At 62.3% G+C, this 17,161-nt stretch carries 21 protein-coding genes; 11 read left to right on the forward strand and 10 right to left on the reverse strand.

Features of this window, described 5'->3' with window-relative positions:
- The first annotated feature begins 28 nt into the window (after positions 1-28).
- A complete protein-coding gene (locus tag AC1DPX_RS28400; RefSeq protein ID WP_202354855.1) occupies positions 29-457 on the forward strand; it encodes a MarR family winged helix-turn-helix transcriptional regulator in 429 nt (142 codons plus the stop codon).
- 18 nt (positions 458-475) lie between these two features.
- Here the strand turns inward: AC1DPX_RS28400 and AC1DPX_RS28405 are convergent, their stop codons facing one another.
- Positions 476-1,216 carry a polysaccharide deacetylase family protein gene (locus tag AC1DPX_RS28405; RefSeq protein ID WP_477240766.1) on the reverse strand — a complete coding sequence of 247 codons (741 nt, stop codon included), beginning with the start codon at positions 1,214-1,216 and terminating at the stop codon, positions 476-478.
- 67 nt (positions 1,217-1,283) lie between these two features.
- Entirely contained in the window at positions 1,284-3,353 is a 2,070-nt protein-coding gene (locus AC1DPX_RS28410; RefSeq protein WP_477240768.1) for a putative bifunctional diguanylate cyclase/phosphodiesterase, read from the reverse strand.
- A 35-nt stretch (positions 3,354-3,388) separates the two neighbouring features.
- Here AC1DPX_RS28410 and AC1DPX_RS28415 point away from each other — a divergent pair, with 35 nt between their 5' ends.
- The 3 genes from AC1DPX_RS28415 (at position 3,389) to tdh (ending at position 5,935) form a co-directional block, all read left to right on the forward strand.
- Complete coding sequence (locus tag AC1DPX_RS28415; RefSeq protein ID WP_477240770.1) at positions 3,389-3,565, forward strand: hypothetical protein; 177 nt, start codon at positions 3,389-3,391, stop codon at positions 3,563-3,565.
- Between the two features lie 95 nt (positions 3,566-3,660).
- Positions 3,661-4,848 carry a glycine C-acetyltransferase gene (locus tag AC1DPX_RS28420; protein ID WP_477240772.1) on the forward strand — a complete coding sequence of 396 codons (1,188 nt, stop codon included), beginning with the start codon at positions 3,661-3,663 and terminating at the stop codon, positions 4,846-4,848.
- 52 nt (positions 4,849-4,900) lie between these two features.
- Positions 4,901-5,935, forward strand: a complete 1,035-nt coding sequence (gene tdh / locus AC1DPX_RS28425; protein ID WP_477240774.1) for an L-threonine 3-dehydrogenase — start codon at positions 4,901-4,903, stop codon at positions 5,933-5,935.
- Between the two features lie 45 nt (positions 5,936-5,980).
- Here tdh and AC1DPX_RS28430 read toward each other — a convergent pair whose 3' ends face one another.
- Positions 5,981-6,424, reverse strand: coding sequence for a MarR family winged helix-turn-helix transcriptional regulator (locus tag AC1DPX_RS28430; RefSeq protein WP_477240776.1), 444 nt, complete (start codon positions 6,422-6,424; stop codon positions 5,981-5,983).
- A 117-nt stretch (positions 6,425-6,541) separates the two neighbouring features.
- On the opposite strand from AC1DPX_RS28430, the gene hmgA reads away from it, so the two are divergent.
- From hmgA to AC1DPX_RS28455, 5 genes are read left to right on the forward strand one after another with little or no spacing between them, the layout of a single operon-like run.
- Positions 6,542-7,855 carry a homogentisate 1,2-dioxygenase gene (gene hmgA, locus AC1DPX_RS28435; protein WP_477240778.1) on the forward strand — a complete coding sequence of 438 codons (1,314 nt, stop codon included), beginning with the start codon at positions 6,542-6,544 and terminating at the stop codon, positions 7,853-7,855.
- Positions 7,852-8,754: an MBL fold metallo-hydrolase gene (locus tag AC1DPX_RS28440; protein WP_477240780.1), complete on the forward strand. Its 903-nt coding sequence runs from the start codon at positions 7,852-7,854 to the stop codon at positions 8,752-8,754. Before hmgA ends, AC1DPX_RS28440 begins: the two co-directional genes overlap by 4 nt.
- The gene (locus AC1DPX_RS28445) at positions 8,751-9,764 is read left to right on the forward strand and encodes a fumarylacetoacetate hydrolase family protein (protein WP_477240782.1); all 1,014 of its coding nucleotides are present in this window, start codon (positions 8,751-8,753) and stop codon (positions 9,762-9,764) included. The genes AC1DPX_RS28440 and AC1DPX_RS28445 overlap by 4 nt, the downstream gene beginning before the upstream one ends.
- A gap of 8 nt (positions 9,765-9,772) precedes the next feature.
- The gene (locus tag AC1DPX_RS28450; RefSeq protein WP_477240784.1) at positions 9,773-10,066 is read left to right on the forward strand and encodes a hypothetical protein; all 294 of its coding nucleotides are present in this window, start codon (positions 9,773-9,775) and stop codon (positions 10,064-10,066) included.
- A gap of 4 nt (positions 10,067-10,070) precedes the next feature.
- Positions 10,071-10,607: a DinB family protein gene (locus AC1DPX_RS28455; protein ID WP_477240786.1), complete on the forward strand. Its 537-nt coding sequence runs from the start codon at positions 10,071-10,073 to the stop codon at positions 10,605-10,607.
- Positions 10,608-10,624: 17 nt separating this feature from the next.
- Here the strand turns inward: AC1DPX_RS28455 and AC1DPX_RS28460 are convergent, their stop codons facing one another.
- From AC1DPX_RS28460 to hppD, 3 genes are all read right to left on the reverse strand, one after another.
- The gene (locus tag AC1DPX_RS28460) at positions 10,625-11,002 is read right to left on the reverse strand and encodes a type II toxin-antitoxin system VapC family toxin (protein ID WP_477240788.1); all 378 of its coding nucleotides are present in this window, start codon (positions 11,000-11,002) and stop codon (positions 10,625-10,627) included.
- Positions 10,999-11,223 carry a type II toxin-antitoxin system Phd/YefM family antitoxin gene (locus AC1DPX_RS28465; protein ID WP_202354842.1) on the reverse strand — a complete coding sequence of 75 codons (225 nt, stop codon included), beginning with the start codon at positions 11,221-11,223 and terminating at the stop codon, positions 10,999-11,001. The genes AC1DPX_RS28460 and AC1DPX_RS28465 overlap by 4 nt, the downstream gene beginning before the upstream one ends.
- A 70-nt stretch (positions 11,224-11,293) precedes the next feature.
- Positions 11,294-12,409 carry a 4-hydroxyphenylpyruvate dioxygenase gene (gene hppD, locus AC1DPX_RS28470; RefSeq protein ID WP_202354841.1) on the reverse strand — a complete coding sequence of 372 codons (1,116 nt, stop codon included), beginning with the start codon at positions 12,407-12,409 and terminating at the stop codon, positions 11,294-11,296.
- A 137-nt stretch (positions 12,410-12,546) separates the two neighbouring features.
- Between hppD and AC1DPX_RS28475 the strand changes: the two genes are divergently transcribed.
- Positions 12,547-13,014: an Lrp/AsnC family transcriptional regulator gene (locus AC1DPX_RS28475; protein ID WP_477240790.1), complete on the forward strand. Its 468-nt coding sequence runs from the start codon at positions 12,547-12,549 to the stop codon at positions 13,012-13,014.
- 378 nt (positions 13,015-13,392) lie between these two features.
- Here AC1DPX_RS28475 and AC1DPX_RS28480 read toward each other — a convergent pair whose 3' ends face one another.
- The 4 genes from AC1DPX_RS28480 to aztA form a co-directional block, all read right to left on the reverse strand.
- Entirely contained in the window at positions 13,393-13,731 is a 339-nt protein-coding gene (locus tag AC1DPX_RS28480) for a protein tyrosine phosphatase family protein (RefSeq protein ID WP_202354840.1), read from the reverse strand.
- A gap of 149 nt (positions 13,732-13,880) precedes the next feature.
- The gene (gene aztC, locus AC1DPX_RS28485) at positions 13,881-14,822 is read right to left on the reverse strand and encodes a zinc ABC transporter substrate-binding protein AztC (RefSeq protein WP_477240792.1); all 942 of its coding nucleotides are present in this window, start codon (positions 14,820-14,822) and stop codon (positions 13,881-13,883) included.
- A 30-nt stretch (positions 14,823-14,852) separates the two neighbouring features.
- Positions 14,853-15,728, reverse strand: a complete 876-nt coding sequence (gene aztB, locus AC1DPX_RS28490) for a zinc ABC transporter permease AztB (RefSeq protein WP_477240794.1) — start codon at positions 15,726-15,728, stop codon at positions 14,853-14,855.
- Positions 15,728-16,540, reverse strand: a complete 813-nt coding sequence (aztA, locus tag AC1DPX_RS28495) for a zinc ABC transporter ATP-binding protein AztA (protein WP_477240796.1) — start codon at positions 16,538-16,540, stop codon at positions 15,728-15,730. The genes aztB and aztA overlap by 1 nt, the downstream gene beginning before the upstream one ends.
- Before the next feature lie 220 nt (positions 16,541-16,760).
- Here aztA and AC1DPX_RS28500 point away from each other — a divergent pair, with 220 nt between their 5' ends.
- Positions 16,761-17,105: a RidA family protein gene (locus AC1DPX_RS28500; RefSeq protein WP_202354836.1), complete on the forward strand. Its 345-nt coding sequence runs from the start codon at positions 16,761-16,763 to the stop codon at positions 17,103-17,105.
- Positions 17,106-17,161 lie beyond the last annotated feature (56 nt).

Raw genomic sequence — 17,161 nt, forward strand, 5'->3', positions numbered from 1 at the left:
TGGGAAAAACACCGTCTAGTGTCCAGCAATGACGCCTTTTGAACGCCCGCCGGTCGGCATGAATCTCGGCCGCACCGCCAAGCTCGTTGCGCAGGCCTTCGACGCTGCTTTGGTCGAAGCGGGCGGGACCTTGCCGGTCTGGCTCACGCTGCTGTCGGTCAAGTCGAGCGAACTCGCCAATCAGCGCGAACTCGCCGGCATGATCGGTATCCAGGGCGCGACGCTGACCCATCACCTCAATGCGATGGAAGCGCAGGGCCTGCTGACGCGCCGCCGCGATCCCGTCAACCGAAGGGTTCATCTGGTCGAATTGACGGAAGCGGGAGAAGCGCTGTTCGAAAAATTGCGGCAAGCCGCGCTTGCCTTCGACAAGCGCCTTCGCACGGGGCTGCCCGACGAGCGCCTGGCGGAGTTTGCGCAGGTGCTGGCGGCGTTGCGGGACAATGTCGAAAGCTAGAAAGACGCGACTTTTGGCTCAGTTATCGTAGTTCGGGATCGTTCCAAAGGCGTAATGGCGCAGCTTCAGGGCCGCGATCAGGTCGGTGAGTTTCGTCTTGCCGTCGAACCCGTCCTGAAACATCTCGTCATGCATCAGGAGGATCAGCCTGCCCGGTTTGGCGAAGTGGCCATAGCCGAACAAATGATCGATCTCGCTGACCAGATGATCGACGCTTTGTACCGGCTCGCCGTTGTCCTTGTGCACCCATTCGTGATCCCAGCCATAGAGATAGAAGCCGGAAGCGGCGACGAATTCGTAATCGGGGTCCTCGCGTCCGGCTTGCGCGGGTCCGAGCGAATTGTCGTCCTTCGACATTGAAGGCAGCCGGAACACATCGCGCCCCGGCAGCCGCGCATGCACCGCGGGCTTCAGGCCCAGCACGGCATTCGCCTTGAGCATGTCGGCAACCACACCTTCCGTGTCACCGTAAAAGTGCCGGTAGTGATTATAGGCGTGGCTGAAGCTGTGGTTGCCGATCGTCACCAGCGGCATGGCCTTGGCGCGCCGCACCAGCGCCTTGTTGGACGCACTGGCCTCGGCATGCATGCCGACCATGAACAGCGTCGCCGGAACCTGCTCCGCCTCCAGCACGTCGAGGATGTTGCTGGTGCCGTTCAGCGGGCCATCGTCGAAGGTGAGATAGATGGTGCGATCCGCCGCATAGGCCGGCCACGCGGACATCAGCATGGCCGCCAGGACAAACCGAAAGAATGTCATCAGCTGAACGATCCGGTTGTTGTCGCGACAGGCCGCCATTTCGGCGGCTGGTTGTCAAGCCGGTCCGCTACGCCAGGCTGCCCTGCAGGACCCGCAGTTTGGCCTTCTTCGGCATGCGGGCGGTCAGCCATTCCAGCGCCTTGTCCTGCGGCATCGGGAAGGCGATGGAATAGCCCTGCACCTGGTCGCAGCCGATCGCCATCAGCGAGTCGAGTTCGGCCTCGGTTTCAGCACCCTCGGCGACGATGGAGATGCCGAGGCCGCGGGCCAGCTCGGTGATGGCGCGTACGATCTTCGAGTTGTCGCCATTCTCATGGATGTTCTGGACGAAGCGGCGGTCGATCTTGAGCCGGTCGATCTCATTGGGATTGACGTGGCTGAGCGATGCATAGCCGGTGCCGAAATCGTCGAGTTCCAGATGCACGCCGGCGGCCCGGATGTGGCGCAGCTTCGCGGCTATGCCAGTCTTCTCATCGTCGAGAATGACGGACTCGACGATTTCCAGCGACAGTTTCTGCGGCGGCAGTCCGGCCTTTTCCAGCGTCTCGAACAGAAACGCATCGAAATCATGCTCGCGCAGCTCGGTGCCCGAGACATTCACGGCAAGCCGGCCGAAGGCAATCCCGGCGCGGTTCCATTCGGCTGCCTCGTTGATCGCCTTGCAGATCACGATGCGGCCGATCTCCGGCATGAAGCCGCATTTCTCGGCGACCGGAATGAATTCGCCCGGCGAGATCATGCCGCGCTCGTGATGGTTCCATCGCACCAGGGCTTCGATGCCGCTGATCGTGCCGTCGGTCAAGGAGACCTGCGGCTGGAAATAAACCTGGAATGCCCGCTCGGCGATGGCGACCTTGATGTCGTGTTCGAGCTGCTTGCGGTAGTCGAGCTCGCGGCGCAATTCCTCCGAGAAGAACGAGAAGTTGCCGCCGCCCATTTTCTTGGCGGAATAGAGCGCCAGATCAGCATGGACGAGCAGGTCCTGCGCATTGTCGGCGTCGATCGGATAGACGGCTATGCCGCCGCTGGCGCCCGGAAGAATGGTGGTGCCCTGGAAGACGATCGGCTCGTTGATGTGCGCCAAAATACGTCGCGCAAGCATGTTGATGTCTTCGGTGCTGCCCGCTCCGTTGAGGATCATCACGAATTCGTCGCCGCCGAGCCGCGCGCACAGATCCGACGCCCGGCAGGAGTCCCGCATGCGCTGGGCGGTGACGACCAGGACGTAGTCGCCGGCGGCGTGGCCGAGTGTGTCGTTGATCTGCTTGAAGCGGTCGAGGTCGAGCTGGACGACAGCCAGCCGTTCGCGCCGGCGATGCGCGCCCTTGATCAGCGTGTCGAAATGATCGGTCAGGAAAGTACGGTTGTGCAGCCCGGTCAGGCCGTCATGAACCGCGATGAAGGCCATCGAATTGCGCGCATCGACCAGTTCACGCGTCTTGCGCAGGATCGCGTTGGACATCGGCCTGAAGATGAACAGCGCCACCAGCAGGATGACGCCGAGGGTGGCGTAGAACAGCGTGCGGTGGAGTGTGAGCAGCTTTTCCGAGCGCTCGTCGGCATCGGCACTGATGCGCTGTCCGAGCGCGGCATAGCCCGACAAGGTGGCGTTGGCGACCGAGGCATCTAGATTGACGCGTTCGGCGCCGCCCTTGTAGCCGTCATTGCCGAGATTGAGTTGCGATTCAAGGGCCGAGATCAGACGGTCGCCATTGGCGATCAGCCCGACCGAGAAGTAGTCGAGATGGAAGGGTTTGGCGAAAAGCACGCTTTCGATCGACTTCGGATCGAGCTTGGCCGGAGATTGCGGATCCGCGCCGGTCTGCTTGAGCAGCAGATCGTAGTTGGTCTCGAACTCAGCTGTGGCCTGCTTCAGCGCGCTGACCAGCGCTGGTTGCTTGTCACGCGAGGCCGCTCCCGTTGCACTGGCCAGGAAGACGATGCGCTGCGACAAGGTCTTCTGCGTGCCGACAATGTCGAGCAAGGTGTTGTTGTGCTGCTGCGTGGCCATCGTCTGCTGCAGCAGGACGAAGGACGCCGCCACCATGGTTGCAATGATCAGCAGCGCCAGCCAGTAGCCGGCCTTGATCAGCAATATGAGCTTGCCTGAAACGGTTTGCACCGGCTGCTGCGACATGTTCGGGGGCGGCCCTCTCGCCAACGGATTCCTGTATGAGCATCATTGACCCGCAAACGTTAACAGGACTGGAAACCGACAGCCGGCCGGCAAGGGGCGGGCGCGGAAAGATCACGAAATGGTTATCGGCTCCTTTCGCCGCCGCCCTGCATTTGACTATTCGTTCTCCCGAGCGTTCTCGAATGGTCGATTGGGCGACGCCGTGCGTCTAATCTGATGCTGCCAGGCCACCCCATCCGGTCGCTTTTGCGATGGATTTTTTGCGCGGGCGGGACGACAGTCTGCCCACGTCAAACGAGGCCTGATCATGACCGCAGCATTTCTCTCCCATATCGACAGCGAGCTTGCCGGGCTCAAAGCGGCCGGCCTGTACAAATCCGAGCGGGTGATCTCCTCGATGCAGTCGGCTCAGATCGTGGTCGGCGGCGAGAAGGTGCTGAACTTCTGCGCCAACAACTATCTCGGCCTCGCCGACAGCGCCGACCTGCGAAAGGCGGCCACCGAGGCTCTGGATCGCTACGGCTACGGCATGGCGTCGGTGCGCTTCATCTGCGGCACGCAGGAAGAACACAAACAGCTCGAAGCGACGATATCGTCCTTCCTTGGCCTGGAAGACACCATCCTCTATGGCTCCTGCTTCGACGCCAATGGTGGCCTGTTCGAGACGCTGCTTGGCGAGGAAGACGCGATCATCTCGGATGCGCTGAACCACGCCTCGATCATCGATGGTGTCAGGCTGTCGAAGGCCAAGCGCTTCCGCTACGCCAACAACGACATGGCAGATCTCGAGGCGCGGCTCAAGGAGGCAAGGGATTGCCGCTTCCGGCTGATCGCCACCGACGGCGTGTTTTCGATGGACGGCATCATCGCCAACCTGAAGGGCGTCTGCGACCTTGCCGACAAATACGATGCCATGGTCATGGTCGACGACAGCCATGCGGTCGGCTTCGTCGGCAGACAAGGCCGCGGCTCGGCCGAGCATTGCGGCGTCGAGGGCAGGGTCGACATCATCACCGGCACGCTGGGCAAGGCACTCGGTGGCGCCTCCGGCGGCTACACCTCAGGCAAGAGCCAGGTGGTCGACTGGCTGCGCCAGCGCTCGCGGCCCTATCTCTTCTCCAACACGCTGATGCCGGCGATCGCCGGCGCCTCGATCAAGGTGTTCGAACTGATCCGCAATGGCGACGCCCTGCGCGAGCGTCTCTATGCCAATGCGGCGCGGTTCAGGTCGCAGATGGGTAAGCTCGGCTTCACGCTGGCCGGCGCCGACCATCCGATCATTCCGGTGATGCTGGGCGACGCGACGCTGGCGCAGGAGATGGCGGCGCGCATGCTGAAGCGCGGCATCTATGTCATCGGCTTTTCCTTCCCGGTGGTGCCGAAGGGTCAGGCGCGCATCCGCACGCAGATGTCGGCGGCGCATTCCAGCGCCGATATTGACAGGGCGGTCGAGGCTTTCGCTGCGGTCGGCAGGGAGCTGAGTGTCATTTCCTGAGTAGCCGGCACCGAAAAGCGATTCCGGATCAAGAGATTCAAGGGACAAAAGAATGTCGAACATGATGAAGGCGCTGGTGAAGGCCAAGGCCGAACCGGGCATCTGGATGGAAGAGGTGCCGGTGCCGGAGATCGGCCCAAACGACGTGCTGATCAAAGTGAAGAAGACAGCGATCTGCGGCACCGACGTGCACATCTACAATTGGGACCAGTGGGCGCAGAAGACCGTGCCGGTGCCGATGGTCACCGGCCATGAATTTGTCGGCACCGTCGCCGATTTCGGCGCCGCGGTCACCGAATACAAGGTCGGCCAGCGCGTCTCGGGCGAGGGCCACATCGTCTGCGGCCACTGCCGCAATTGTCGCGCCGGCAGGGGGCATCTTTGCCGCAACACGCTCGGTGTAGGCGTCAACCGGCCGGGCGCCTTCGGCGAGTATCTGGCGATCCCGCAGCACAATGTCGTGCCGATCCCCGACGACGTGCCGGACGAGATCGCCGCGATCTTCGATCCCCTGGGCAACGCGGTGCATACCGCATTGTCCTTCGACCTGGTCGGTGAGGACGTGCTGGTCACCGGCGCCGGGCCGATCGGCATCATGGGCGCGCTCGTTGCCCAGTGCGTGGGCGCGCGAAAAGTGGTCATCACCGACATCAACCCGGTGCGGCTGGCGCTGGCGAGGAAACTCGGTGTCCAGCATGTCGTCGATGCCTCCAAGGAAAAGCTGCGCGACGTCATGCCGGCGCTCGGCATGACCGAGGGTTTTGACGTCGGCCTGGAAATGTCAGGCGCCGCCCCCGCCTTCCGCGACATGATCGACACCATGAACAATGGCGGCAAGATCGCCATTCTGGGTATCGCCCCGACCGGCTTCGAGATCGACTGGAACAAGGTCATCTTCAAGATGCTGCATCTCAAGGGCATCTACGGCCGCGAGATGTTCGAGACCTGGTACAAGATGATCGCGCTGGTGCAGGGTCCGCTGGATGTGAGTGGGTTGATTACGCACCGGATCGGCATCGATGATTTCCAGGTGGGTTTCGATGCGATGCGGAGCGGCAGTTCCGGCAAGGTGGTGATGGATTGGTAGTTTGCCGATAGAAGAGGCTTGGCGCCTCGCGCCAGCCTGTCAGCTCTACTTTCCGTCCAAGGCCCCCTCCAGCGCGGCTACTCCGCTGACAATCGCAGCCCGCTCCTGGTGGCTCAGCCTCTCCAGCAACTCCCTTTCGAACGCCTTCGCCAGCGGCACCATCTCACGATACGCGGCAAGCCCTGCCTTGGTCAGCACAAGGTGTTCCACACGGCGATCGTTCTCGTCCGGCGTGCGCGTCAGCCAGCGCCGCCGCTCCAGCTCGGCCACAGCGCGCGACACTTTGGTCTTGTGCATGGCCGACTGCTCTCCGAGCTCGGTCGCTGTCATCGTACCGCGCTGACCGAGGCCTGAAAGCGTGCGCCATTCCGGTCGCGTCAGTCCATGGCGGTCGCGGTAGATCTTCGAGAATTCGCGGCTGACGGCATCGGCAAGCCGGTAGAGGCGGTAGGGCAGGAAGCTTTCCAGCTCCAGAGTGTCGGGTTCCATGACGCGCCGCGGCCGTTGATAGTTACATTTTCGATGGTTACAGATGAAACCAGTTTGGTCAATATCACCGGCAGGCTGGCTCTGTGAAGCTTGAAGCCGGGGATCAGGGAGGATCGGATGGCCTATTCCTACATGCCCGGTTTCGGCAACGATTTCGAGACCGAGACCTTGCGCGGCTCGCTGCCGCAGGGGCGCAACTCGCCGCAGCGGCCAGCCTACGGCCTCTATGCCGAGCAGCTTTCCGGCTCCCCGTTCACTGCCCCGCGTGGCACCAATGAGCGCTCCTGGCTCTATCGCATCCGGCCCAGCGTCAAGCACACCGGCCGTTTCAAGGCGGCAAGCTATCCCTTGTGGAAGACCGCGCCGAATGTCGGCGACCATGAACTGGCGCTCGGCCAGTATCGCTGGAACCCGGTGCCGATGCCGAAGGAGCCGACCAATTTCATTCAAGGTATGCGCAGCATAACCACGGCCGGTGACGTGCTCGGTCAGAGCGGCATGGCGGCACATGTCTATGTCGCCAACACGTCGATGGTCGACGATCATTTCTTCAACGCCGACGGCGAGTTGCTGGTTGTCCCGCAGGTCGGCGCCTTGCGTTTGGTCACCGAAATGGGCGTCATCGAGCTTCGGCCTGGCGAGATCGCCGTCTTGCCGCGCGGCCTCGTCTTCAAGGTCGAACTGGTCGACGCCGAAGTGCGCGGCTATGTCTGCGAAAACTACGGCGCCAAGCTGACCTTGCCCGACCGCGGGCCGATCGGCGCCAATTGCCTGGCCAATCCGCGCGACTTCAAGACGCCCTGCGCCTGGTTCGAGGAGAAGGAGACGCCGTGCCGGCTGATCGTGAAATGGTGCGGCAATTTCCACGTCACCGAGATCGGCCATTCGCCGCTCGATGTCGTCGCCTGGCATGGCAATTACGCGCCCTACAAATATGATCTGGCGACCTTTTCGCCTGTCGGCGCCATCCTGTTCGATCACCCCGATCCGTCGATCTTCACCGTGCTGACGGCCCCGAGCGGCGAGGAAGGCACCGCCAATATCGACTTCGTCATCTTCCCGCCGCGCTGGCTGGTGGCGCAAGATACGTTCCGGCCGCCCTGGTACCACCGCAACATCATGAGCGAGTTCATGGGGCTGATCCATGGCCAGTACGATGCCAAGGAAGAAGGGTTCGTGCCCGGCGGCATCAGCCTGCACAATCTGATGCTGGCCCATGGCCCGGACGCCCCTGGCTTCGAAAAGGCCTCGCGCGCGGAGCTGAAACCGGTCAAGCTCGACAACACCATGGCCTTCATGTTCGAGACCCGCTTTCCGCAGATGCTGACCCGCTACGGCGCCGAACTGGAAACAAGGCAGGACAATTACATCGACTGCTGGGCCGACCTGAAGAAGCGCTTTAATGGCACGCCCGAGGGCGACTGGTCTTGAGCGGCGGGCCTACGCCGGATCGGCTGGTGCTGTTGGGCTCCAAGGGCGGTCCTGCGCTGCGGCCGGGCGGACCGTGGCCAAGTTCCTCGCTGCTCGAGATCGGTGGGCGAACCATCGTCGTCGATTGCGGGCTTGGCGTGACGCGCGGCCTGGTCGACGCCGGCATCAGCCTGAAGGCGCTCGACGTGATCTTCATCACGCATCTGCATTCGGACCATGTGCTGGAACTCGGGCCGCTGCTCCACACCGCCTGGACGGCGGGGCTGGCGACACCAGTCACCGTGTTCGGCCCGTCCGGCACCGGCCACTACTGGAGGCGCTTCTGCCAGGCGATGGAGTTCGACATCGAAATCCGCATTGTCGACGAGGGCCGGCCTGACATCCGCGAATTGGTTTCGGTCAGTGAATTCGGTGAGGGCCAGGTGCTCGAGCAAGGTGGCCTGAAGGGGACAGCATTGCGCGTCGATCATCCGCCGGTGACCGACTGCTTTGCCCTGCGCTTCGACCATGGCGACAGAAGCGTGGTCTTTTCAGCCGACACGGCTTTCTTTCCGCTGCTCGCCGATTTCGCCAAGGGTGCCGACATTCTCGTCCACGAAGCCATGCTGGAGGATGGCATCGAACGGCTGGTTGCCAGAACCGGCAATGGCGCTCGGCTCAAGGAGCATCTGCTCGCCAGCCACAGCTTTGCCGAAGAAGCCGGCCGGATCGCCAGCGATGCCGGCGTGAAGCGGCTGGTGCTCAACCACCTCATTCCCGCCGACGATCCCGAGATCGGCGAGGCCGACTGGAGCGCTGCCGTCAGGAAAACATGGGCCGGCGACTTGACGATCGCCCGCGACGGCCTTGTTGTGGAGCTAAGCGGCGCCAAGGCCGCACAAGGAGAGGAAACCGCATGAAGCTTGCCACATTGAAGGACGGGACGCGCGACGGGAAACTCGTCGTCGTCTCGCGCGACCTGACGCAGTACACCGATGCCTCGTTCCTGGCGCGTACGCTGCAGGCGGCACTCGACGACTGGCGCAGGGTCTCGCCGCATCTCGGCACGATCGCGGAATCGCTGGAAAACAATGCCGTGCCGTCCGCGCGCTTTCACGAGCACGACGCGCATTCGCCGCTGCCGCGCGCCTATCAATGGGCTGACGGGTCGGCCTATGTGAACCACGTCGAACTGGTGCGGAAGGCACGCGGCGTCGAGATGCCGGCGAGCTTCTGGACCGATCCGCTGATCTACCAGGGTGGCTCGGATTCCTTCATTGCGCCGCGCGATCCGATCCGCATGGCCGATGAAGCCTTCGGCGTCGACATGGAAGCGGAAGTCGCCGTCATCGTCGACGACGTGCCGATGGGCGCCAGCCTCGATGAGGCGCGCGCCGCGATCCGGCTGGTTATGCTGGTCAACGACGTGACGCTGCGCGCGCTCACCGGGCCGGAACTGGCCAAGGGTTTCGGCTTCTTCCAATCGAAACCGTCCTCGGCCTTTTCGCCGGTCGCGGTGACGCCGGATGAACTGGGCGACGCCTGGGATGGCGGCAAGGTCAGCCTGCCGCTACTTGCCGATCTCAACGGCAAGCCCTTCGGCCGCGCCAATGCCGGCGTCGACATGACCTTCGATTTTCCGGCGCTGATCGTCCACGCCGCCCGGACAAGACCGCTGATGGCAGGCACCATCATCGGCTCGGGCACGGTCTCCAACAAGCTCGATGGCGGGCCGGGCAAGCCGGTTTCGGCTGGCGGCGCCGGCTATTCCTGCATCGCCGAACTGCGCATGATCGAGACCATCGAGGCCGGCGAGCCTAAGACGCCGTTCCTGCGCTTCGGCGACACGGTACGCATCGAGATGAAGGACAAGACAGGCCATTCGATCTTCGGCGCCATCGAGCAGAAGGTCGAGAAATACGCGGGATAGGGGACGGGATGACGGGGGAGGCTTTCTATCTGCTGGCCGGCGTTTGGGCGCTTGGGATTCTGGTCGTCTTCATCCTGGCGATCCGGCTGAGCTATCGCATCGAGGCGCGCTCGCCGGACCTGACCAACCGCAGCGGCTTCCCGCGCAAGGCGATGATGTTTCACACCATCACCAACATGAAAGTCGCACGGGACGAAGAAACGCAAGCCATGCGTCGCCGCATGAATGGGTTGTTGCTGATCGTTCTGGCCGGATTCGCTGTCATGGCGGCAGGCTTGCATCTGGTGCGGTCAGGGGGATGATCTCATGACCTTGCTTGACCATCTGCGCCGCATGGGCGGCAACAATCTGTGGTCGAACGACCGGCTCTATCGTGCCGTGCTGCAGCTGAAGCTTGGCGAATTCGAAGCCGAACGCACCAGCTTCTTCCCGTCGATCAAGGCAACGCTCAACCACATCCTTGCGGTCGATCACCTCTATCTCGATTTTCTCGAAGAGGGCGGCGTGGGTGCCGCGGCCCATGATGAGTTCGTGCCCTTCGACGAACCCCGGGCGCTGTTTGCCGCCCAGGTCGCGGCCGACCGGCGGCTGATCGCCTTCTGCAATGGCCTGTCTGAGGCCGATCTCGATCGCCGTGTCATCACCGACCGGCGCGAGGACGGCATGATCCCCGAAAAGATCGGCGACATTCTCGCCCACGTCTTCCTGCACGACATTCACCATCGCGGCCAGGTGCACGCCATGCTGTCCGGCACCTCGGTGGCGCCGCCGCAGCTGGATGAGTTTTTGCTCGACTATGACATCAAGCTGAGGAAGGCGGAGGTCGAGCGGCTGGGGTTGTGATCCGGATTTTTCGTCTATCAGGCCAGAGCGACATTGTAGCGGACGAAATGCGGGTCGGATGTCAGGATGGTCAGGTTCTCCACCTGCGCCTGCGCAATCAGCAGTCTGTCGAACGGATCACCATGGTGGTGGGGTAGGCCGCCGACGGCGTTCGCATGCTGGAGGGTTACGGCGAGCGGCTGAAATTGCATCCTTGGAAGCAGCGTTGCCAGATCGTCTGGCGCGTTGAGTTTCCCGATCGAACGTTTGATGGCAATTTCCCAAACACTTGCCGCGCTCGCGAACACCACCGCGTCCGAAGCCAGGATAGCGCGGTGTTGCTCGCTGAGACGTCGGTCGTCCGAAATCGACCAGAGGATGATATGGGTGTCGGCGAGAAACGGGCCGACCGTCATTTCACGTACTCGTCCCACTCAGGACCGAGTTCATCAAAATCGTCCGCAATCCAGATCTTGCCCTTCAAGGCGCCGATACGCGGCAGCGGTTCGGCGGCCGCCGGCGGTACAATGCGCGCGGCCACTTTGCCGTGGCGTGTAAGTATGATCTCCTCGCCGGCTTCAGCGCGGCTGACGAGTTCAGACAATTTAGCCTTGGCCTCGGCGATGGAAACATTCATAGCGCGATCCTTTATGACCATAATTTAGGTCATAATTGATCGCGCCGCAAGAAGTTCGGTTCGGAGCAGCCTACGCTGCCTTGCCGTCCACCTTGATCACGCCGCGCTTGATCTGGTCCTGCTCGATCGATTCAAACAGCGCGCGGAAATTGCCTTCGCCAAAGCCTTCGTCGCCCTTGCGCTGGATGAACTCGAAGAAGATCGGGCCGATCACGGTTTTGGAAAAGATCTGCAGCAGGATCTTGGTCATGCCGCCATCGACCACGCCTTCGCCGTCGATCAGGATGCCGTGTTTCTTCATCCGGTCGATAGGCTCGTCATGGCCGTTCACGCGGTCATACGACATGTCGTAATAGGTCTCCGGCGGGCCGGGCATGAATTTCAGCCCGTTGGCGGCGAGCTTGTCGGTGGCGGCGTAGATCTCGTCGGTGCCGACAGCGATGTGCTGAATGCCCTCGCCATTGTACTTCTTCAGATATTCGGCGATCTGGCTGGTCTCGTCCTTGGATTCGTTGAGCGGAATGCGGATCTTGCCGCAGGGCGAGGTGATGGCACGGCTGACCAGGCCGGTGATCTTGCCGTCAATGTCGAAGAAATGGATCTGCTTGAAGCCGAACAGATTGCGGTAGAAATCCCACCATTTGTCCATCTGGCCGCGATAGACATTGTGGGTGAGGTGGTCGAGGAAATAGAAGCCGACGCCTTGCGGCCGCGGATCGCGCGCGCCGAGCCATTCGAACTCGGCATCATAGGCCGAGCCCTTCTTGCCATAGGCGTCGATGAAATAAAGCAGCGAGCCGCCAATGCCGACAATGGCCGGCACGTCGAGCGCCTTGTCGTCGCCTTCGTAGGGCGTGGCGCCCTTCGACACGGCATGGTCGAACGCGTGCTTGGCATCGACCACGCGCCAGGCCATCGAGGCGGCGCACGGGCCATGCTTGTCGGCGAACTTCATCGCATGCGAGCCCGGCTCGGCATTGACGACATAGTTGATGTCGCCCTGGCGCCAGACGGTGATGTCTTTCGTGCGATGCTTGGCCACCGCCACATAGCCCATGCGGGTGAACAGTTCGGCGAGCTTCTGCGGCTCCGGATGCGCGAATTCGACGAACTCGAAACCATCGGTGCCGGCCGGATTGTCCTTGCTGATCCTGGCGGGCGGGGCGTCGTGCGGGAAGGGACCCATGGCATTCCTCCAAAGCTGTCTTGGCCCGAAAAGGCCATCTGACGCCATCATAGCGCGGAGCCGACGCATGGTGCTTGCATTCAAACGCTTGAAATGATGATGTCATGCGTAAAGCACGCATGATGAGAGACAAAACCATGGATGATACGCGCATTGATCAGTTTGACCGCAAGATAATGGCGCTCCTGCAGGGTGATGCGCGGCTGACCAACAACGATCTCTCGGAGCGGGTGAACCTGTCGGCATCGCAATGCTCGCGCCGCCGCCAGCGGCTCGAGGAGGACGGCTATATCAAGGGCTACCGGGCGGTGCTTGACCGCGACAAGCTCGGCTTCTCGCTGGTCAACGTCATCTCGGTGACCTTGGCCACCCACAACCGCGACAACGCCAGGCGCTTCGGCGAACTGGTGGCGCGGCTGCCCGAGGTGCAGGAGGCGCACGCGCTGACCGGCGAGATGGATTACATCCTGAAAGTGGTGACGCCCGATCTCAAATCACTGTCGGAGTTCGTCAACGGCGTGCTCTTGCCGCACGAGTCGGTGCAGCATGTGAAGACGGCGATCGTGCTGGAGACGTTGAAGGAAACCGGTGCGCTGCCGATTTGATTGCAGATACAGGAGGAGATATGGAAAGAAAGTCAACGCGATATTATGTGCTGTTGTTTCTATCGATATCTGCCGTTTTATTGGCAACGACCTTCATTGTCGTTTACCTTGCGCCAAAATCCATCTATCTCGTGTCTCCTATCGCTGTAGTAATCGGATACACAATGCCAGTTGGTGCGAGAATTTCTTTCAGAAATTTGCTGTCGTCATTGGTATATCTTGCAATAGGAAGCTTCGTTGCAAGCCTGGTGGCAGAGGGCAATGACGTTGCAAGGGGAACTTTCATTAGTCTATTTCTTGCGTTGCTCTACATCGAATTCGTCAAAGATAGAGGTGCAAGGAGCTGAATAGGCTCGCCGCATTGGGTTGCTTTGGCTCTTAGCCCTTCGACTGCTGGATCAGCCCATAAAGATTGGTACAGCGCGCGCCGGAGCGGCAATAGGCGAACACCGGCCCTTCCAACTCGTCCAGCGCCTCGGCCTGGTCCTCGACATTCTCGGCGGTGATCTGGCCGCTGATGACGGGGATGTAGCGGAAGGCGAGGCCGGCGGCCTCGACCGCCGATCCGATGCTTTCGGCTGAAGGCTGGCCGGGCTGTTCATCGTCAGGCCGGTTGCAGATGACGCTCTTGAAACCGGCTTCCTTGATGGCGGCGACGTCTTCGGGCTGGATCTGGCCAGAGACCGAATAGTCGTCGCTGATTTCACGGTATTCCATCGCAGCATCCTCGCAATCTGATTTGCGGGGAGTCTTGCCACTCCCCGACCCGGCCGGCAATCCGCCTCCAGGGAATTCTCTGCCAAATAGGCATTGCGCGCCGGAAATTCCAACCGGCCGATATGGCCCGGCCGGATGGCTGGTTGAATTCAGCTACCGAGGATCGCGCCTTTGATCTGGCGGATGTTGTTGTGCATCATGTCGATATAGGTCGATCCCGGGYCATCGGGCTGCGACAGCGCATCCGAGTAGAGCGTGCCGCCCACCTTGATGCCGGTTTCGCTGGCGATCTGCTCGATCAGGCGCGGGTTGGTGATGTTTTCGACGAAGATCGCCGCCGCCTTGTCCTGCTTGACCTGCTCGACCAGCTTGGCGACATCGGCGGCCGACGGTTCGGAATCGGTCGAGATGCCTTGCGGGGCAAGGAAGGTCAGGCCGTATTCGTGTTCGAAATAGCCGAAGGCGTCATGCGAGGTGATGACGACGCGCTTGGCCTCGGGGATCGACTGGATCGCCGCCTTCACTTCGCCTTCCAGCGCATCGAGCTTCTTGGTGTAGGCGGCGGCATTGGTCTGATAGCTGACGCAGCCATCGCCGTCGGCCGCGCAGAAAGCCTCGGCGATGTTCTTCACATAGATCTTGGCGTTGGCGATCGACTGGAAGGCATGCGGATCGGTGACCGTCTTGCCGCCGCCGGTGCCGGCGTCTTCGGCCGCGTCGGCGTCGGCGAATTCAGGCTTGAAGTCGATCGGCGTCACGCCCTTGGTCAAGGTGACGACGGAGGCCTTGGTAGCGCTGGCGTCGACCAGCCGCTGCAAAAAGCCTTCGAAGTGCAGCCCGTTGACCAGCACGATATCGGCCTTGGCCATGGCCACCGCGTCGGCGGGGCTCGGCTCATAGACATGGGCGTCGCCATCCGGGCCGACGATGGTGGTGATGTCGACACGATCGCCGCCGACATTTTTGGCGAAGTCGGCAATGACCGTGAAGCTGGCGACGACTTTCAGCGGCGCCGCGAATGCCGAGGATGCGCCAAAGGAAGTTAATGTTATAACGCTCATCGCCAGGGCGGCACGGATGGAACTCAGCATAGGCGGGGTCTCCTTTCGAGGGGCGGGGGATCAGGCCGTTCTGTGACGGTGATGGATGATGCGGGCGCGCAGAATGCCGCGCGTGCCGAACAGGATCGAGGCGAAATACACGACGCCGGCCGACAGGATGATGGCCGGGCCGGACGGCAGCGAGGCATGATAGGACAGAAGCAGCCCGGCGATGCAGGAGGCAAAGCCGATCAGCACGGCCAGCACGCACATCGGCTCGACGCGCGCCGTCCAGAAGCGGGCAGCGGCCGCCGGCAGCATCATCAGTCCGACGGATAGAAGTGTGCCGAGCGCCTGGAAACCGCCGACGAGGTTGAGCACGACCAGGCCAAGGAAGATGAAATGCACCGGGCTGCCCATCCGGCTGACCGAGCGCAGGAACAGCGGATCGAGGCATTCGGCGACCAGCGCCCGCCAGAAGACGGCAAGGCTGACCAGCGTCACCGCGACGATGCCGCCGATCAGCGTTAGCGCCTCGTTGTTGAGCGCCAGCACCGTGCCGAACAGCACATGCATGAGATCGACGCTGGAGCCGCGGATCGACACCATCAGCACGCCGATGGCCAGCGAAATGAGATAAAAGGCCGCCATCGAGGCGTCCTCGCGCTGGATGGTGAAGCGCGAGACGGCGCCGGCACCGAGCGCGACGATGACGCCGGCGATCAGCCCGCCAATGGTCATCGGCAGGATTTCCAGCCCATAGAACAGGAAGCCGGCGGCCGCACCCGGCAGGATGGCATGCGCCATGGCGTCGCCCGACAGGCTCATGCGCCGCAACATCAGGAAGACGCCGATCGGGCAGGCGCCGAGCGACAGCATCAGCGAGCCGAACAGTGCCCGCTGCATGAAGCCGAAATCGGCGAAGGGCGCGATGAACAGACCGTAGAGCGCGTCCATCAGGCAGCCCTCGGTCCGGCGCCGTGGTGATGGTCGTGATCGTGGCCATGATGATCGTGACCATGGTCATGGGCGTGCCCGTCCGGTTCGCACCACGGCGCGTTTTCTTCCCAGGCTTCGTGGAAGCGGCGGGCACGTAACAGGTTTTCCGGCTTCAGCGTCTCGCGCGTTTCGCCCCAGGCGATGGGCTGGCGGGCAAGCAGCAGGGTTTCGGGGAAATTCTGCCGCACCAGATCGAGATCATGGACGACGACCATGATGGTGCGTTCCTCGCCATGCCAGCGTTTGATCAAGGCGATCAGGTCGCCGACCGTCTTGGCGTCGACGGCATTGAACGGTTCGTCGAGCAGGATCAGGTCGGCATCCTGCAAGAGCACGCGGGCAAACAGCGTGCGCTGCAACTGGCCGCCCGACAGCGTATCGATCGGCCGCTTCTCGAAGCCGCCGAGGCCGACCGCCATCAGCGCCTGGCTGACCGCCGCGCGATCTTCCGATGTGTAGCGGCYGAGCATGCCGCGCTTCGGCCAGAGGCCGAGCGAGACCAGGTCGACGACGCGGGCGGGAAAGGAGCGATCGAGCTCCGATTGCTGCGGCAGGTAGGCGGCACGCACGCCTGGTGCACGGACAACCTCGCCGGCCATCGGCTTCAGCACCCCGACAATGCCCTTCATCAGCGTCGACTTGCCGGAGCCGTTGGCGCCGACAACGGCGGTCAGCGATCCCTTGCGGATCGTGCCGTCGAGATGGTGGATCGCCGGGTGGCTGTTGTAGCCCAGCGTCAGGTCACGGAATGTCAGGCAGGTCTGGGTCATGTCGTTCCGTGGAGCAGCGAAATCCGGCCGCGGGCAGGGGTCGATTGGATATGTGATGTTATTACATTAGTCAACAAGGCAATCGGGCGGAATTGCGACCGGCGGCTCAACTTGCCGTGAATCTCCACGCACTGGTCCAAGGGGATTTGGCCTCGGCGGCCTTGCCCGATGCGAACCGCAACTCTAAACAGTCGCCACCCATAACAGGAAGGAACCTCCCATGAGCATTCGTCGCATCGATGTTGGCCCGCGCATGAGCCAGATCGTCATCCACGGCAACACTGTCTATCTGGCCGGCCAGGTCGGCGAGCCCGGCGGCAACGTCGCCTCGCAGACCCGCGACATCCTGTCGACCATCGACGAATTGCTGGCCAAGGCCGGAACCGACAAGACCAAGATCGTTCAGGCGATTATCTGGCTGGCCGACATGGGCACCTTCGCCGAGATGAATTCGGAATGGGACAAGTGGGTACCGCAGGGCCACACCCCCGCCCGCGCCACCGGCGAAGCCAAGTTGGCTGGTCCGGAATATCTGGTGGAGATTATCGTCACGGCGGCGATCTGAGCCGTCACTCCTCCTCATCCGGCCGCTTCGCGGCCACCTTCTCCCCGGTGGCGCGA

Source organism: Mesorhizobium sp. 01N446 (genome assembly GCF_056399285.1).